Below are 14,734 nucleotides of genomic sequence, written 5' to 3'. Positions count from 1 at the left end.
CGCGCACTGAGCCTGTCGAAGTGCCAAGGACGACCGCCGCCTTGCCTTCGACAGGCTCAGGGAACGTTGTCCGGCACCAGCGTCAGACCGCGGGAACTGAGACCGAATCGCCGGTCCGGGCGGCCTCCAGGACAGCCTCGGCGGCGGCGACCACCCGGGCGCCCTCGGCGAGCGTGACCACGTCGCTGCCCTCGCCCGCGACCGCGCTGCGGAACGCCTCCAGCTCCACCGCCAGCGGCTCCTGCCGGTCGGTCTCCAGAACGGTGCGTTCGCCGCCGTCGCCATGCCGGGTCAGTTCGCCGGTCAGCGTGTCCGCGACATAGGCCCCGCCGGTTCCGGTGACCACCGTGCAACGCTCCTTGAGCGGCGACAGCCAGCTCACCAGATGGCTGGTCACCGTGCCGTCGGCCAGCCGGCCGGCGATGGTGACCAGATCCTCGTGCTCGCGGCCGCCGGGCCGGGCCGACCGTGCGCTCAGCTCGGCGAACGGCTGCCCGGTCAGCCAGGCGGTCAGGTGCAGGTCGTGAGTGGCCAGGTCCAGCACCACGCCGACGTCGGAGATCCGGTTCGGGAACGGGCCGATCCGCCGGCTCGCGACCGAGTGGACCTCGCCGAGTTCGCCGTCGGCGAGCCGCTGCCGGAGGGCCCGGGTGGCCGGGTTGTAGCGCTCGATGTGGCCGACGCAACCGAGCAGTCCGCGGGCCTCGAACGTCGCGGCCAGCTCGCGCGCCTCGGCCGCCGACCCGGCCAGCGGCTTCTCGATCAAGGCCGGTACCCCGGCGTCGGCCAGCTCGCGCCCGATGGCCAGGTGGGTGCTGGTCGGCGCGGCGACCACGGCCAGGTCGACGCCGTACCCGAGCGCCTCGGTGACCGACCGGACGACCGGTGCGGGTGCCGAGCCCGGGTCGCCGGAGGGCCGCACGATCGCGACCAGGTCGACGCCGGCCAGGCCGGCCAGGACCCGGGCGTGGTTGCGGCCCATCGCGCCGTAGCCGATCACGGCCGCCCGCAGCGTCGCGCTCATCGCTGCACCGCCTGATCGGCCCGCTGACACAGGGCAGGACGGTCCGGCTCGCGCAGGTTGCGGCAGCAGTCGACCGGACACTCGTACCAGCCCGGCTGTCCGGCGGCGACCGGCCGTTCCGGGTCCTCGCCCCGGGCCGCGGCGGCCCGCTCCTCCATCAGGTCGACCAGACCGGCCACGAACGCCTGGTGCACCCCCGCCGTCGCGGCGCGGACGAAGCCCAGGCCGAGCTGGTCGGCGGTCGCCGCGGCCTCGGTGTCCAGGTCGTAGATCACCTCCATGTGATCGGAGATGAAGCCGATCGGCACCGCCACCACGGAGGTCACGCCCTGGCCGGCCAGCTCGGTCAGCCGGTCGTTGATGTCGGGCTCCAGCCACGGCTGGCTGGGCGGCCCGGACCGGGAGCAGTAGGTCAGCTCGGCGGTGAACGACCGGCCGGTCCGCTGCTCGACGCGGCGGGTCACCTCGGCCAGCACGGTGCGGTGCCACTCCTCGTAACCGCCGTCGCCGCTGGCCTCCGCCATCGCGGTCGGGATCGAGTGGGTGACGAAGATCAACCGCGGATCCGCCGCGTCGTCGAGCCGGCCGAGCGCCTCGGTCACCGCGTCCACCGAGGCCTCGACGAAGCCCGGATGGTTCGCGTAGTGGCGCAGCCGGTCGATCGTGATCTTGGTCCCGGCCGCGGCGTCGTACAGATTCTCCCGGTACTGCCGGCAGGACGAGTAGGACGGGTAGGCGCTGGTGATCACCGCCAGCACCCGCCGGTGCCCGGCCGCCTCGAGCTCGGCCATCGCCTCGGTCAGGTACGGATCCCAGTTGCGGTTGCCCCAGGCGAGCGGCAGGCTGATCCCACGCCGGTCGAACTCGGTCGACAGCGCGGCGAGCAAGGCCCGGCACTGATCATTGATCGGGCTGCGTCCGCCGAACAGGGAGTAGTGCTCGCCGACCTCGGCCAGCCGTTCGTCGGGGATGCCCCGGCCGCGGGTCACGTTCCGCAGGAACGGTACGACGTCGGCGGGACCTTCGGGCCCGCCGAACGAGACCAGCAGGACGGCGTCGTACGGGCTCAGGTCGGGGACAGAGGCGGCAGGACCACTCACCTGCTGATCATTGCAAACGGGACCGGACCAGTGCGGGCGGGGGCCGGGCGAAGGAGGGACATGTGACGTCGGCGACGACGGGGCCGGACGCACCGGTGCGGACCGGCTTCGGTGGCTACCGGAGGCTGTTGTCGGACCGGGCCGCGCTCGGGTTCACCGTGGCCGGGTTCGTGGCCCGGCTCCCGGTGTCGATGACCGGGCTCAGCATCGTGCTGTTGATCTCCCTGATGACCGGCTCGTACGGGCAGGCCGGCATCGTCACCGCCTGCGCCACCCTGGTCGGCGCCGTCGCCGCGCCCTGGTGGGGCCGCCGGATCGACCGGATCGGGCAGGCCCGGTCGCTGGTGATCGCCGGGCTGGTCTGCAACCTGAGTCTGGCCCTGCTGTTGATCACCGTGCTGCTCCGGCTGCCGCTCCCGGTCACCTGCCTGGCCGCGGTCGGCGTCGGCCTCGGCTACCCGTCGGCCGGCTCGGCGGTCCGGGCTCGCTGGACGTACCGGCTGCGGAACTCGCCGCTGCTCAGCACCGCGTTCGCGTTCGAGGCGGTGGTCGACGAGGTGGTGTTCATCGTCGGTCCGGTGCTGGCGACGTTCCTGGCCACGTCGGTGCATCCGGCACTCGGCCTGATCGCCTGCGTCGTGCTCGGCCTGGTCGGCGCGATCGCCCTGGCGGCCCAGCGCGGCACCGAGCCGCCGGTCACCGACCCGTCCGAGCAGACCGGACCGCGGCCCCGGTTGTCGGCCGCCCGGCTGGTGCCGGTGGTGCTCGGCTGCGCGGCGCTCGGCATGCTGTTCGGCGGCATGGAGGTCCTGATCGTCGCGTTCGCCAAGGCCGCCGGCGTGCTGCCGTTCGCCGGCTTGATCATGATGGCCTGGTCGTCCGGCTCGCTGATCTCCGGCGTGATCACCGGGACCATCGTCTGGCGGGTCAGCCCGGCCCGACGGTTCCGGATCGGTGCCGTCCTGCTGGCCGCGTCGATGGTGCCGTTGATCTTCGTCCAGCAACCGCTGGTCGTCGCCCTGCTGCTGGTGCTGAGCGGCCTGGCCATCGCGCCGACCTTGATCGCCACGGTCGCCGTGACCCAGGAGGCGGTGCCGGCATCCCGGCTCACCGAAGCGCTCGGCTGGACCTCGACCGGGATGGCGGCCGGCGTCGCGGCGGGCGCCGCCGGACTGGGTCAGTTGATCGACCACTTCGGCGCCCCGGCCGGCTTCTGGGGCGCCGTCGGGATCGGGGTCCTGCTGGTGCTGTCGGCGCTGTTCGTCCGGGACTCCGGGGTGACCAGCGCCCAGACCATGATCAACGGGACCAGCGCAGTTCCGGATCCCAGTGCAGTTGAACCCCGGCCTGACTCAGCCGGCGCTGCAGAGCGGTAACCCGCGCCGGGTCCTCGACCACCTGGTGCGGCTCCAGCTTCTCGTCCAGGCAGTACGCGATCGTCTCACCGGCCGCCTCACCGATGCTCCACTCGACCGGGTGCAGCCGGTAGCAGCCGTTGGTGATCTGGGTGGTGCCGAGGTTCTTCGCGGCCGCCAGCAGGTTGCGCACCCGGCGCGGCACCAGGGCGCCGAGCGGGATCTCGAACGGCTGCGGCAGCGCGCCCGGATAGTGGTGCCCGCCGGTGGTCGGATGCCGGTCGATCCAGAAGTAGTGGCCGACGCCGACCGAGTCCGGGTAGCTCGCCGCGCCGCGGTCGCCCCGCAACGCCACCGAGACGTCCTGCTCGACGATCGTGGTCCGGGCCAGCAGGCGCCGCGACTCCCGGATGTACGGATACTGGGCGAAGCCGTCCTCGGTGCCGGCCGCGTCCGGCCGCAGCCGCAGCCCCGGGAAGCCGGTGCCGCCGTCCTCGCGCGGCGCCTCGGTCTGCAGCCAGTAGAGCAGGGAGCGGCTGAGTTCCTTGCAGTCGCGCCAGTGATCGGCCGCGTCCGGCACCCCGAACAGCGGGCCGCCGGTGTAGTCGTTCGCCGGCCAGTTCACGACGACCAGATCGCTGTCCAGGAACCCCGGCCGGAACTGGTTCCGGGCGGCGATCCGCCGGTACGTCCACAGTTCCGGCGCCGGTGGCATGTTCCGGTGATCAAGATCGACCTCGGCCGGATCGTCGTCCGGGTTGGGAATGAGCCGGTTCGTCCGGCGCGGCCGGCCGTTCTCATCGAGCTTCCGGGAGAAGGTGAGCATCGGCTGCCCGCCGCCGGAATGATCGTGCAGCGCCTTCATCCGGTCGTAGTCGGCGGGTCGGTCGATCGTGTGGTCCTCGCCGGCCCGATGATCAAGGACGAAGCACCAGGTGGCGCCCTGCATGTCGGCCGGATCGGCGGTCTCAGCGGCGCCCGGCTCGCCGGTCTGGTCCCGTGACTCGCGGCCGGACACGTGCTCGACACCGCCGAGGTCCAGCAGGTCGCCCAGTTCGGTCGCGTCGAGGACGTACGGAGCGGTCAGGTCCAGCCGGCGGTCGCCGGCCACCTCGCAGACGGTGACGCCGTCGATCCGGTCGCCGGTGCTGCTGACCGCGACCGGCTCGTACCCGTGCAGGACGGTGAGCCGGCCCGCGGTGAGGTACGGCTGGAGCAACGCGTCGATCACCGCGACCGCGACCCGTGGTTCGACGCTGACCGGGGACACCCAGGCCGCGCCGGGATTCAGGTACGGGTCGGCCCTGGCCCGCTCGGTCAGCGGGTAGTGCCGCCGGTAGTAGTCGCGCAGCCCGTCCCGGAGCTCGCGGTAGCTGCGGTTCGCGCCGGTGCGCTCGATGAACAGGTGCTCGTCGAGCGGGACCAGCTGGCTGGCCAGTTGGCCGCCGAGCCAGCGGGTCGGCTCGGTCATGATCACGCGCAGGCCGCGCCGCAGCGCGGCCAGGGCGGCGGACACTCCCCCGAGCCCGCCCCCGATGATCAACAGGTCAGCGCCGGCCTCGCCCATGACTCCCCCTCGCGAACTCGTCGAAACTCATGCCAAGAAGTTTCAGCGATAGTATCGGGAACGTCGTCAGTCCCCACAGGAGGTCAGGATGCCGAACCCGGCCCGACGCCGCCGCGGACCCTCGCTGGCCGAGGTCGCCGAACTCGCCGGCGTCTCCATCTCCACGGTCTCCAAGGTCGCCAACAACAGTCCGGACGTCGCCGAGCAGACCCGGGCCAAGGTGGCCGGGATCCTGTCCGAACAGCGCTATGTCGCGCCCCGGCAGCGCCGGGCCGGCGGGCCGCGGATCGGGCTGCTGGTGCGCTCGATGCGGCTGCCCAACACGGCCGAACCGCTGCGCGGCGCGATGGAGCGGGCGGCCGCCGCCGGGATGCCGCTGGAGGTGCTGCTCTATCGGCAGCGGCCGGACTGGATCGACGACCTGCAGGCACACGGCATCCGCGGCCTGGTCGCGATCAGCTCGGTGCTCGACGCCGGCGAGCGGGACCGGCTGGCCGAGGCCGGCATCGCCCTGGTCGTGGTGAACCCGCTCGGGCCGCCGCACGTCGGCCACCACAGCGTCGGCGCGACCGACTGGGCCGGCGGCTACGCGGCCGCGGATCACCTGCTGGGCTTGGGACATCGGCGGTTCGGGGTGCTGCGCGGCGACGACCGGTCGATGGTGTCGCAGTCCCGGGCCTCCGGCAATCTGGCCGCTCTGACCGCGGCCGGGATCGCGCCGGAGTCGATCATGACCGAGCCGGGCGACTTCACCTTCGAGGCCGGACTGGCGGCGGCGCTCCGGCTGCTGGACCGGCCGGACCGGCCGACCGGGATCTGCGCGGCCAGCGACTTCCAGGCGCTCGGCGTGATCGAGGCCGCCCGGCAGCTCGGCCTGCGGGTGCCGGGGGACGTCAGCGTGGTCGGCTTCGACGACCTGATCCTGGCCACGATGAGCAGTCCCCCGCTGACCACGGTCCGGCAGCCGCTGGACCAGCTCGGCGCGGTCGCGGTCGGCATGGTGGCCGACCTGATCGCCGGCGTCGAGCCCGAGTCGCACCACCTCGAGCTGGCCACCTCGCTGGTGGTCCGCCACTCGACCGCACCCCCGTCCAGCGATCGAGAAGGTACCTAAACTTCTCTGGTTATTCCCGAGAATCTGCATGAGGCTTGTCCATGCGGGTGGGCGACGGCGCCCCCTTCCTCCCGCATTCTTCGACTCTGGAGATGCGATGACGCACCGCACCGGGACGACCGACGATCCGATTCCCCCACTGACCCGCCGCGCGCTGCTCGGCACCGGCGCCCTCGCCGCCACCGGGCTGGGCCTCGGCCCGCTCCCCGCTTTCGCCACCTCCGGCGGCACCGTGCTGCCGTTGGTCGCTCCGCTGCCGGCCGGGACACCGGACCGGAGCACGTTCGCACCCGACGAGCAGATCATGGGCACCTATCTGGTCCTGGTCGCGCCCCTGGCCAACAGCATCGTCGACGACGACCCGGAACGGTACGGCTGGATGGAGGACGGCTGGTGGCGGACGCCTGTCCAGCCGTTCAACGCCCGGATCATGGAGCACGTCGCCACGCTGGCCTGGTTCCACGCGGCGGAGCGGCCGTGGAATCCGTACCGCGGCGACGCGAAGCTGCTGGCCCGGCTCGACGCGGCGCTCGGCTTCTACCTCGGCCTGCAGCACGACGACGGGGCCTGGCCCGAGTACTCCTGGACCGAGCACGGGCTGGCCCCGACCTCGTTCGGCACCGTCGCCCTCAGCGCCACTCTGCGCGACCTCCGGGCGGCCGGCGTCCTGCCCGAGCGGCAGACCGAGATCGAGGCCGCGCTGCGGAAGGCGGCAGCCTGGCTGGTCGACCTGTCCCGGCCGCACTGGCGGACGCCCACTCCGGTCACCAACCAGGTGATCGCCGGGCTGGCCGGCGTCTCCGACGTGGCGATCGTGCTCGACGACCCCGCCATCGCCGCGCCGATCGACGACCGGCTCGAATTCCTCTGGCAGCACAGCCACGCCCCGGCCGGGCACACGCTCGAGCCGCTCGGCTACGACTTCGGCTACTCGTTCACCGTCGCGCTGCCCGACTTCGCCGACGTCTCGCTGAAGACCGATTCGCCGGTGCCGCTGCGGTTCGCCGAAGCCCTGGCCGACTTCTACCAGTACGCGGTCGTCTGGGAGCCGGACGGGTCCGGCGGGCTGCACTACTCGGGCCTGTGCGTCCGCAACGGCGCCACCGACCAGCGGCCGACGATCGCGGACACGGCCGACCGGTCGTCGCTGGGCCGGGTCTTCCTGGACCGGGTGCCCGCGCTCGCCGCGTTCCACCCGACCGCTGCCGAGAAGGACGCGGAGCGGGAGGCCTGGGCGGGATCGGCCGAGCCGGTTCCGGTGCCGGCGAAGGGCAACACGTCGCCCCGGACCTGGATGCACGTGCCGCGGTCGCCGCAGGGTCCGACGGCCGCGCAGCGAGCGGCGGCGATCGCCCGCTGGCGTACCGTCGCCGAGGACGCGTTCACCGAGCTGCGGTTCGGCGAGCCGTCGCTGGGCCAGCACTATCTGTTCGTCCGGCGGCCCGGCTACTACCTCGGCGCGTTGCACGGCAACCGGGTCAGCGGCTACTCGCGGCAGCGGTTCGGCAACGGCCTGCTCTGGCATCCGGCCGCGGGCACGCTGCTCTGGTCGGTGAACGACTGGACCAAGGCCTCCTGGACCTCGCGGCTCACCGCGGCACCGGACCAGCCCGCCTCGCACACCGCGTACGGCAGCCTGCCCGCCACCTATCACGACGGTACGGATCCGGCCGCGCCGGCGATCCCGGCCGAGCAACTGACCGGGCACTCCGGCGTCTTCACCGCGGCCGCTGCCGCGACCAGCACCTCCGGCGACCCGGGCTTCCGCAGCGCCACCACGTTCTGGTCCGACGGCATCGTCCAGCAGCTCACCACCGGCGGCGAGGCCGAGCAGGCGGTCCCGCTGGTGCTCCGGCCGGAGGACGAGATCAGCTTCGCCGACGGCACCCCGTACGTCTTCGGCAGCACGGTCGACCGGGTCGCGAGCGGCCTCCGGGTCGTCCGCGGCGAGGTCACCCTGTGGCTGGCCTGGGACACCGACCGCGCGGTCACCCTGGCCCCGACCACGCAACAGCTGCTCGGCGGATCCCGGACCCAGCACGTGCTCAAGATCATCCACCCGGGCTCGCTGAGGCTGGAGGCGACGCTGGCCGAGCAGCCGGTCGACCCGGCGCGTCCGTACCGGGTGGCCGCGGAGCTGACCGGACGCCGCCTCGCGGTGCACGTTCTCAACCAGGCCGACCGGGCGGCGGACGTCCTGATCGCCGCCGAGGGGATCGAGGCGGCCTGGCAGCGCGGCGTCGGCGCCGGCCGCGGTGTCTACCGGCTGTTCGAGCTGCCGGCGGGCACTGAGCCGCCGCGGTTGGTGACGGTCACGCACCGGGTCGGCCGGCAGACCTCGACCAGCCAGACCCGGCTTCGCTGACCTGTCGGCCGGGTTTCCGGACCTGCCGTCCGACACGTTCGGCTCCGTGTACCGGGCGTGTGCACCGGGATCAGTAGAGTGGCGCGCATGTCGCGACCCGGCGGCGAGGCCCGGCCCTGGACGTCGGTCGTGGTGCACGCGCGTACCACGACCGTTCGCGGCATCGTCCGGGCGCTGCGTCGGACCAGGCTCAACCTGCAACACCGGCTCGCCCTCGCCATCGATCTCGTTCAACGGACCCGGCACCGCTCGGCGCTCCGGGACTCCGCCGCGGCCAGCGCACCCGCGATCGTGATCGACCGCGGCCACCCGGTGCCGGCCGCCAAGGTGGACGGGCTGCTGTTCGACCCGCACCGGCGCCGGCTCGCCGAGGACCTGGTGGGCGCACTGCGCCGTACGGGTGCCCGGCCGACCACGCGCAGCGTGCGCTGGAACCAACCGATCACGATCACCGTGGACCAGGCCGACCCGCACCGGGTCTGGACGGCCGTCCGCTCGCTGGCCGACCGGCACCCCGGTCTGGTGGTGCAGGGCTACGACGAGGAACGCGACCAGGACGGCCGGGCCGACCGGACCCTGGCCGGATTCGTGCTCGGGCCGGCGATCAGGACCACGCTGCTGCCGAGTCGGGCGCTCAGCCGTCCCTGGACTCCCGGCGGCGACCTGCCGGCCGAACTCACCGGCACCACCTGGCAACTCACCGGGCATGCCGTCGACGCGACCACCGGGCGGCACCTGGGCGGGCCGGCAGCGGTGCGGATCAAGATCACCGAGCGCGCCGACGAGCTCGAGCCGGAGTTGATCACCGAGCCGATCGACGTGGTCTACACCTGGGTCGACTCGGCCGATCCGGACTGGCAGCGGCAGTTCGCGGCGGCCCAGCCGGGCGGCCGGCCGACCCAGGCGGCGAACGTACCGGCCCGGTTCCAGCAGTACGACGAGCTCCGGTACAGCCTGCGGTCGATCGCGGAGTTCGCACCGTGGGCCCGGCGGATCTGGATCGTCACCAACGGCCAGGTGCCGCACTGGTACTCCGGCGATCATGACCGGATCGCCATCGTCCCGCACGCCGACCTGTGGCGCGGCGAGCCGGGACTGCCGACATTCAACTCGCAGGCGATCGAGGCCTGCCTGCACCGGATCGACGGCCTGGCCGAACGCTTCCTCTACTTCAACGACGACTTCTTCCTCGGCCGTCCGGTGGCGCCGGAGACGTTCTTCCACGGCCCGGCCGGCCGGCCGATCGTCTTCCCGAGCAACCAGTCGGTGCCGCCCGGCCCGCCCGAGCCGCGCGACCTGGCCCCGGACGCGTCCGGCAAGAACAACCGGATGCTGATCGCCGCGGCGACCGGCCGGATGGTCGACCACAAGTACCTGCACGTGCCGCAGTCGCTGAGCCGGTCCGTGCTGGCCGAACTGGAGTCGATGTTCCCGGCGGCCTTCGCGCAGACCAGGAGGGCGACCTTCCGGTCGCTGTCCGACCTGGCCGCGTGCAGCCTGCACCACGGGTACGCGCTGGCCACCGGCCGGGCCAAAGCCGGCCGGATCACTCAGCGCTACGTCGATGTGGAGAGCCGGGCCTGCGCCCGCGACCTGGCCGACATCGCACGCTACCGCTGCTACGACGCGTTCTGCCTGAACGCGATCCGGGAGGACGGCGACGAACAGTTGATCAAGGGATTCCTGCGCCGCTACTTCCCGGTGCCCGCACCCTGGGAGAACGACCGAGATCACCGGCAGGAGCTGGCCGGGTGACCGGCCGGCGAGGGTTGCGTCAGGACGCCGTCCGCGAGCTGATCCAGTTGCGCCGGCGGTTCGCGTCCGGCCGCGCCGTGCTGGGGCGACCCGGCGGGCTGGCGTACCGGAGGGCCAAGATCGACGGGCTCTGGGTGCTGGCCCGGTCCAAGCCCGAACTCCGGCTGCCCGAGCACGCGGCCGAGGTGGCCGACCGGGTCCGGAAACTGTTGCATGATCATCGGATCGAGTTCTGGACGTTGCCGGTCCGGCCGGGGCGCCGGGCCACGTTCGGGGTCCGCGAGCGAGACCGTACCGCGGTGCTGAAGTTGATCACCGCGCTCGGCCCCGCGTGGTACGCCGAACCGCTGCGTCAGAACGGCGATCGGACCGGGCGGGTCAGCCGGCCGGCCTGCGGGCCGCTGCCGCCGGCCGCCCGCGGCTTCGCGCTCTGGGAGTGCTGCGTCGCCGCCGAGGACCCGGGCTTCGGCACCGGTGAAGATCATCGGATCGAGGTGCACTTCTGGCGGGAGGGCCCGGACCGGTCGCTGACCAGCCTGGTCGGCAACGAGATCGTGGACCGGCTGCGGCCGTCCGACCTCGGCCCGAGCGGGACGGTGCCACCCGCGCTCGGCGGCCGGCCGGTGCACGCAGTCACCTTCCCGATCGACCTCGTCTACACCTGGGTGGACGGCGCCGACCCCGACTGGCAGCGCAGCCGGGCCGCCGCCGGCGCCCTGGACCCGGAGACCGCGACCGAGCGCGCCGACGACCCGTCCCGGTTCACCGACCACGACGAGTTGCGGCACAGCCTCCGCTCGGTCGAACAGTTCGCCCCGTGGATCAACCACGTCTGGATCGTCACCAACGGCCAGCGCCCGCACTGGCTGCGGCCGGACGACGACTGGGTGACGGTGGTCGCACACGACGAGCTCTGGCCGGACGCCCAGGGCCTGCCGACGTTCAACTCGCACGCCATCGAGGCCTGCCTGCACCGGATCCCCGGACTGGCCGAGCACTACCTCTATCTCAACGACGACATGATCATCGGCCGGCCGGTGCAGCCGGAACTGTTCTTCCACCCGAACGGGATCGGGAAGTTCTTCGCGTCCCGGCTGACCGTCGACCTCGATCCCCCGGCGGCCGGCGAGATCGCCTCCACGACCGCCGCCAAGAACGCCCGCCGGCTGCTCGCCGACCGGCTCGGCGTGCTCACCTTCGGCAAGTACTTCCACGCCGCCGTGGCCACCCGCAGGTCGGTGATCACGGCGCTGGAGACCGAGTTCCCGGACGTGTTCGCGGCGACCCGCCGGGCGCGGTTCCGGACCACCGCCGACGTCGCCGCCGCCGGCTCCTTCTATCTGGGCTACGCCTACGCGACCGGCGCCGCCGTGCCCGGCCCGATCGCCTACGAGTACGTCGATCCGTCCACCGCCGCGGGCGCCGGCGCCTTGGACCGGCTGCTCCGCTCCCGCAGCGCGGACGCGATCTGCCTCAACGACGGCCACACCGCCGGCGCCGACCCGGCCCGGACCGACCAGGTGATCAAGGACTTCCTGCGCCGCTACCTCCCCGTCCCCGGCCGGTTCGAGAAGGACTGACGAAGGCTCCGTGCTGATCGGCCGACCATGAGCCTCGCGGGCAGCCACCAAACGCCCGTAGCCTCGCGCGGCGGCGTGGTCGAAAGGCAGAATGACGTCGCGGAAGTCCTCGAAGAGCTCCTCGGCAGTCGCCTCCAGCTCGCTGCGTCGGCGCCCGGCCGGCTACCTCTCGAGCCCGTCGAAGACCTCGCCCACCGTGATCGTCGTGACGTAGAACTGCCGCTCCTGCCGACGAACCCAGTCGGCAGGCCGACGTTTCGGTGTCGGCAGGCCAGCTTTGACCTCGTCGTCAAGATCGCGAACCACGATGGTCGCCATGCCGATCACCCCCATCGTGTGCTAGCACGATGACAGCAGGCCGTCGTGCACGCTCCGGGGGCCGGCTCGGGTGAATTCCCGCCGCGACCGACCGGCGGAAATTCACTCCAGATCGACCGTGGCCAGGTAGGCGGCCAGGGCCCGGTCGCCGTCGGGCAGGGTGAGGCCGGCGGCCTTCGCCTTGGTCAGGTCGAGCGCGCTGTGCCGGGGACGCGGGGCCAGGTCCTTGTCCCGGCCGTACTCCTCCGTGCTCACCCGGGTCACGTCCTCGGCCGAACGTCCGCGGGCGACGTACACGGCGGCGGCGAGGTCGGCCCAGCTGCGGACCGGGCCGTCGCAGGACACGTTGTAGGTCCCGTACGGCTTCGCGCCGGCCAACAGGTCGACCGCCGCCTTCGCCAGATCGGCGGCGAAGGTGAGCCGGCCGTGTTGATCGTCGATCACGGACGGGGCGATGCCGCGGTCGGCCAGCGACGCCATGGTCCGGACGAAGTTCTTGCCGTCGCCGACCACCCAGCTGGTCCGCAGCAGATAGTGCCGCGGCCAGGTCTGCACCAGCGCGTCACCGGCTGCCTTGGTCTGGCCGTAGACGCCCAGCGGCGCGAACGGCTCGTCCTCGTCGTGCAGTTCCCGGGTGCCGTCGAAGACGTAGTCGGACGAGACGTGGACCAGCGGCAGCCGGTGCTCGCGGGCCTTCTCGACCAGCCGGCCGACCGCGTGCACGTTGACCTGCCAGGCCTGGCGCCGGCCCTCCTCGGTCTCCGCCGCGTCGACCGCCGTGTACGCCGCCGCGTTGATCACCGCCCCGACCGAACGCCAGTCGATCTTCTCCAAGGCCTCCGGATCGGCCAGGTCGCAGTCGGCCCGGGTCAGCGCGATGGCGTCCGGCAGCAACTGCTGCAGCGCCCGGCCGAGCTGGCCGCCGGCGCCGATGATCAAGGTCCGCCCGGCCGGCACCGGGCGCACGTCGGCCAGCGCCGGGTGGTTCCGGTCGGCCTCGGACAGCTCCCCCTCGGCCAGCGGGATCGGCCAGTCGACGGCCAGCGTCGGATCGGCCAGGTTGACGAAGGTGTAGGAGTCCTTCGCCGCCGGGCTCCAGTGATCATTGACCAGGTACGAGTACGCGGTGCCGCCCTCGAGCACCTGGAAGGCGTTGCCGACGCCGCTCGGCACGAACACGGCCCGCTCCGGCCCGTGCTCGACCGTGACCACGGTGCCGAACGACGGACCCTCCCGGAGATCGACCCAGGCGCCGAAGATCCGGCCGGCTGCGACGGAGATCAACTTGTCCCACGGCTCGGCATGGAAGCCGCGGGTGACGCCGCGGGTCGCGTTGAACGACACGTTGTTCTGCACCGGGCCGAAGTCGGGCAGCCCGAGCTCGATCATCTTCTGCCGCTGCCAGTTCTCCTTGAACCAGCCGCGGTTGTCGCCCCGGACGTCCAGGTCGATGATCAACAACCCGGGGATGGCGGTCTTCTCGATCTTCAGGTCTGCCACGAGTCCCTCACTGACCGACGGCGGCGTACTTGGCTTCGGTCGCGGCCTTCTTCGGCCGCCACCAGGACTCGTTGGAGCGGTACCAGTCGATGGTCTGGGCCAGGCCGGCGGCGAAGTCGCGGTACTGCGGCTGCCAGTCCAGCTCCCGGCGCAGCCGGGTCCAGTCGATCCCGTACCGCAGGTCGTGCCCGGCCCGGTCGTTCACGTGGTCGTAGTCGTCCCGCGAGCGGCCCATCAGTTCCAAGATCGTTTCGACGACCTCACGGTTGTTCTTCTCCCCGTCGGCGCCGATCAGGTACGTCTCGCCGATCCGGCCGCGCTCGATGATCCGCAGCACGGCGCTGGAGTGATCATCGACGTGGATCCAGTCCCGGACGTTCAGGCCGTTCCCGTACAGCTTCGGGCGTTCGCCGTCGATGATGTTGGTGATCTGGCGCGGGATGAACTTCTCGACGTGCTGGTACGGACCGTAGTTGTTGGAGCAGTTGCTCAGCGTCGCCTGCAGCCCGAACGACCGCACCCAGGCCCGGACCAGCAGATCGGAGCCGGCCTTGCTGGCCGAGTACGGACTGGACGGGTTGTACGGCGTCTGCTCGGTGAACCGCTCCGGGTCGTCCAGCTTCAGGTCGCCGTACACCTCGTCGGTGGAGATGTGGTGGTAGCGGGCCTCGTGCCGGCGGGCTGCGTCGATCAAGGTGTAGGTGCCGACCAGGTTGGTCTGGATGAACGGCGAGGGATCGGACAGCGAGTTGTCGTTGTGCGACTCGGCGGCGAAGTGGACCACGACGTCGTGGTCACGGACCAGTCCGTCGACCAACTGCGGGTCACAGACGTCGCCCTGGACGAACCGCATCCGTTCCGTCGGGAGCCCGGCCAGCGTGGTCAGGTCGCCCGCGTAGGTGAGCTTGTCCAGCACCGACACGGTGTGTTCGGTGTGCTCGATCAGATAACGGACGAAGTTCGACCCGATGAACCCGGCGCCACCGGTAACCAGCAGTTTCGACATGGCTGACACCCTAGTACTGAGCGGGCGGCGCGGCCGTCGGATCACTACGA

The 14,734-nt window shown here is 72.1% G+C and carries 11 protein-coding genes; 5 read left to right on the top strand and 6 right to left on the bottom strand.

Annotated features, from left to right (window positions below; genetic code table 11):
- Window positions 1-82 precede the first annotated feature (82 nt).
- On the bottom strand, window positions 83-1,024 hold the full coding sequence (locus tag AC6CCG_RS25960; RefSeq protein WP_496657649.1) for a Gfo/Idh/MocA family protein: 942 nt from the start codon (window positions 1,022-1,024) through the stop codon (window positions 83-85).
- Entirely contained in the window at window positions 1,021-2,124 is a 1,104-nt protein-coding gene (locus tag AC6CCG_RS25955; RefSeq protein WP_496657648.1) for a ferrochelatase, read from the bottom strand. The genes AC6CCG_RS25960 and AC6CCG_RS25955 overlap by 4 nt, the downstream gene beginning before the upstream one ends.
- A gap of 62 nt (window positions 2,125-2,186) precedes the next feature.
- Between AC6CCG_RS25955 and AC6CCG_RS25950 the strand changes: the two genes are divergently transcribed.
- On the top strand, window positions 2,187-3,500 hold the full coding sequence (locus AC6CCG_RS25950) for an MFS transporter (protein WP_496657647.1): 1,314 nt from the start codon (window positions 2,187-2,189) through the stop codon (window positions 3,498-3,500).
- Here AC6CCG_RS25950 and AC6CCG_RS25945 read toward each other — a convergent pair.
- On the bottom strand, window positions 3,424-5,046 hold the full coding sequence (locus tag AC6CCG_RS25945; protein ID WP_496657646.1) for an FAD-dependent oxidoreductase: 1,623 nt from the start codon (window positions 5,044-5,046) through the stop codon (window positions 3,424-3,426). The genes AC6CCG_RS25950 and AC6CCG_RS25945 overlap by 77 nt on opposite strands.
- A gap of 88 nt (window positions 5,047-5,134) precedes the next feature.
- Between AC6CCG_RS25945 and AC6CCG_RS25940 the strand changes: the two genes are divergently transcribed.
- The 4 genes from AC6CCG_RS25940 (at window position 5,135) to AC6CCG_RS25925 (ending at window position 11,860) form a co-directional block, all read left to right on the top strand.
- Window positions 5,135-6,160, top strand: coding sequence for a LacI family DNA-binding transcriptional regulator (locus tag AC6CCG_RS25940; RefSeq protein ID WP_496657645.1), 1,026 nt, complete (start codon window positions 5,135-5,137; stop codon window positions 6,158-6,160).
- 97 nt (window positions 6,161-6,257) lie between these two features.
- Window positions 6,258-8,525, top strand: coding sequence for a hypothetical protein (locus AC6CCG_RS25935; RefSeq protein WP_496657644.1), 2,268 nt, complete (start codon window positions 6,258-6,260; stop codon window positions 8,523-8,525).
- Window positions 8,526-8,612: 87 nt separating this feature from the next.
- Window positions 8,613-10,280 carry a stealth family protein gene (locus AC6CCG_RS25930; RefSeq protein ID WP_496657643.1) on the top strand — a complete coding sequence of 556 codons (1,668 nt, stop codon included), beginning with the start codon at window positions 8,613-8,615 and terminating at the stop codon, window positions 10,278-10,280.
- Window positions 10,277-11,860, top strand: a complete 1,584-nt coding sequence (locus AC6CCG_RS25925) for a stealth family protein (protein ID WP_496657642.1) — start codon at window positions 10,277-10,279, stop codon at window positions 11,858-11,860. The genes AC6CCG_RS25930 and AC6CCG_RS25925 overlap by 4 nt, the downstream gene beginning before the upstream one ends.
- A gap of 162 nt (window positions 11,861-12,022) precedes the next feature.
- Here AC6CCG_RS25925 and AC6CCG_RS25920 read toward each other — a convergent pair whose 3' ends face one another.
- The 3 genes from AC6CCG_RS25920 to rfbB all read right to left on the bottom strand — a co-directional run bounded on the left by AC6CCG_RS25920 (window position 12,023) and on the right by rfbB (window position 14,684).
- Complete coding sequence (locus AC6CCG_RS25920) at window positions 12,023-12,178, bottom strand: hypothetical protein (RefSeq protein ID WP_496657641.1); 156 nt, start codon at window positions 12,176-12,178, stop codon at window positions 12,023-12,025.
- A 102-nt stretch (window positions 12,179-12,280) separates the two neighbouring features.
- Window positions 12,281-13,678, bottom strand: a complete 1,398-nt coding sequence (locus AC6CCG_RS25915) for a sugar nucleotide-binding protein (protein ID WP_496657640.1) — start codon at window positions 13,676-13,678, stop codon at window positions 12,281-12,283.
- 7 nt (window positions 13,679-13,685) lie between these two features.
- Window positions 13,686-14,684 (bottom strand): dTDP-glucose 4,6-dehydratase, encoded by a 999-nt coding sequence (gene rfbB / locus AC6CCG_RS25910; RefSeq protein ID WP_496657639.1) that lies wholly within the window; start codon window positions 14,682-14,684, stop codon window positions 13,686-13,688.
- Window positions 14,685-14,734 lie beyond the last annotated feature (50 nt).

This window comes from Microlunatus sp. YIM B11417, assembly GCF_059617205.1.
Note: the sequence above shows the minus strand (reverse complement) of the source record. Positions and strands in the feature narration are given on the sequence as shown.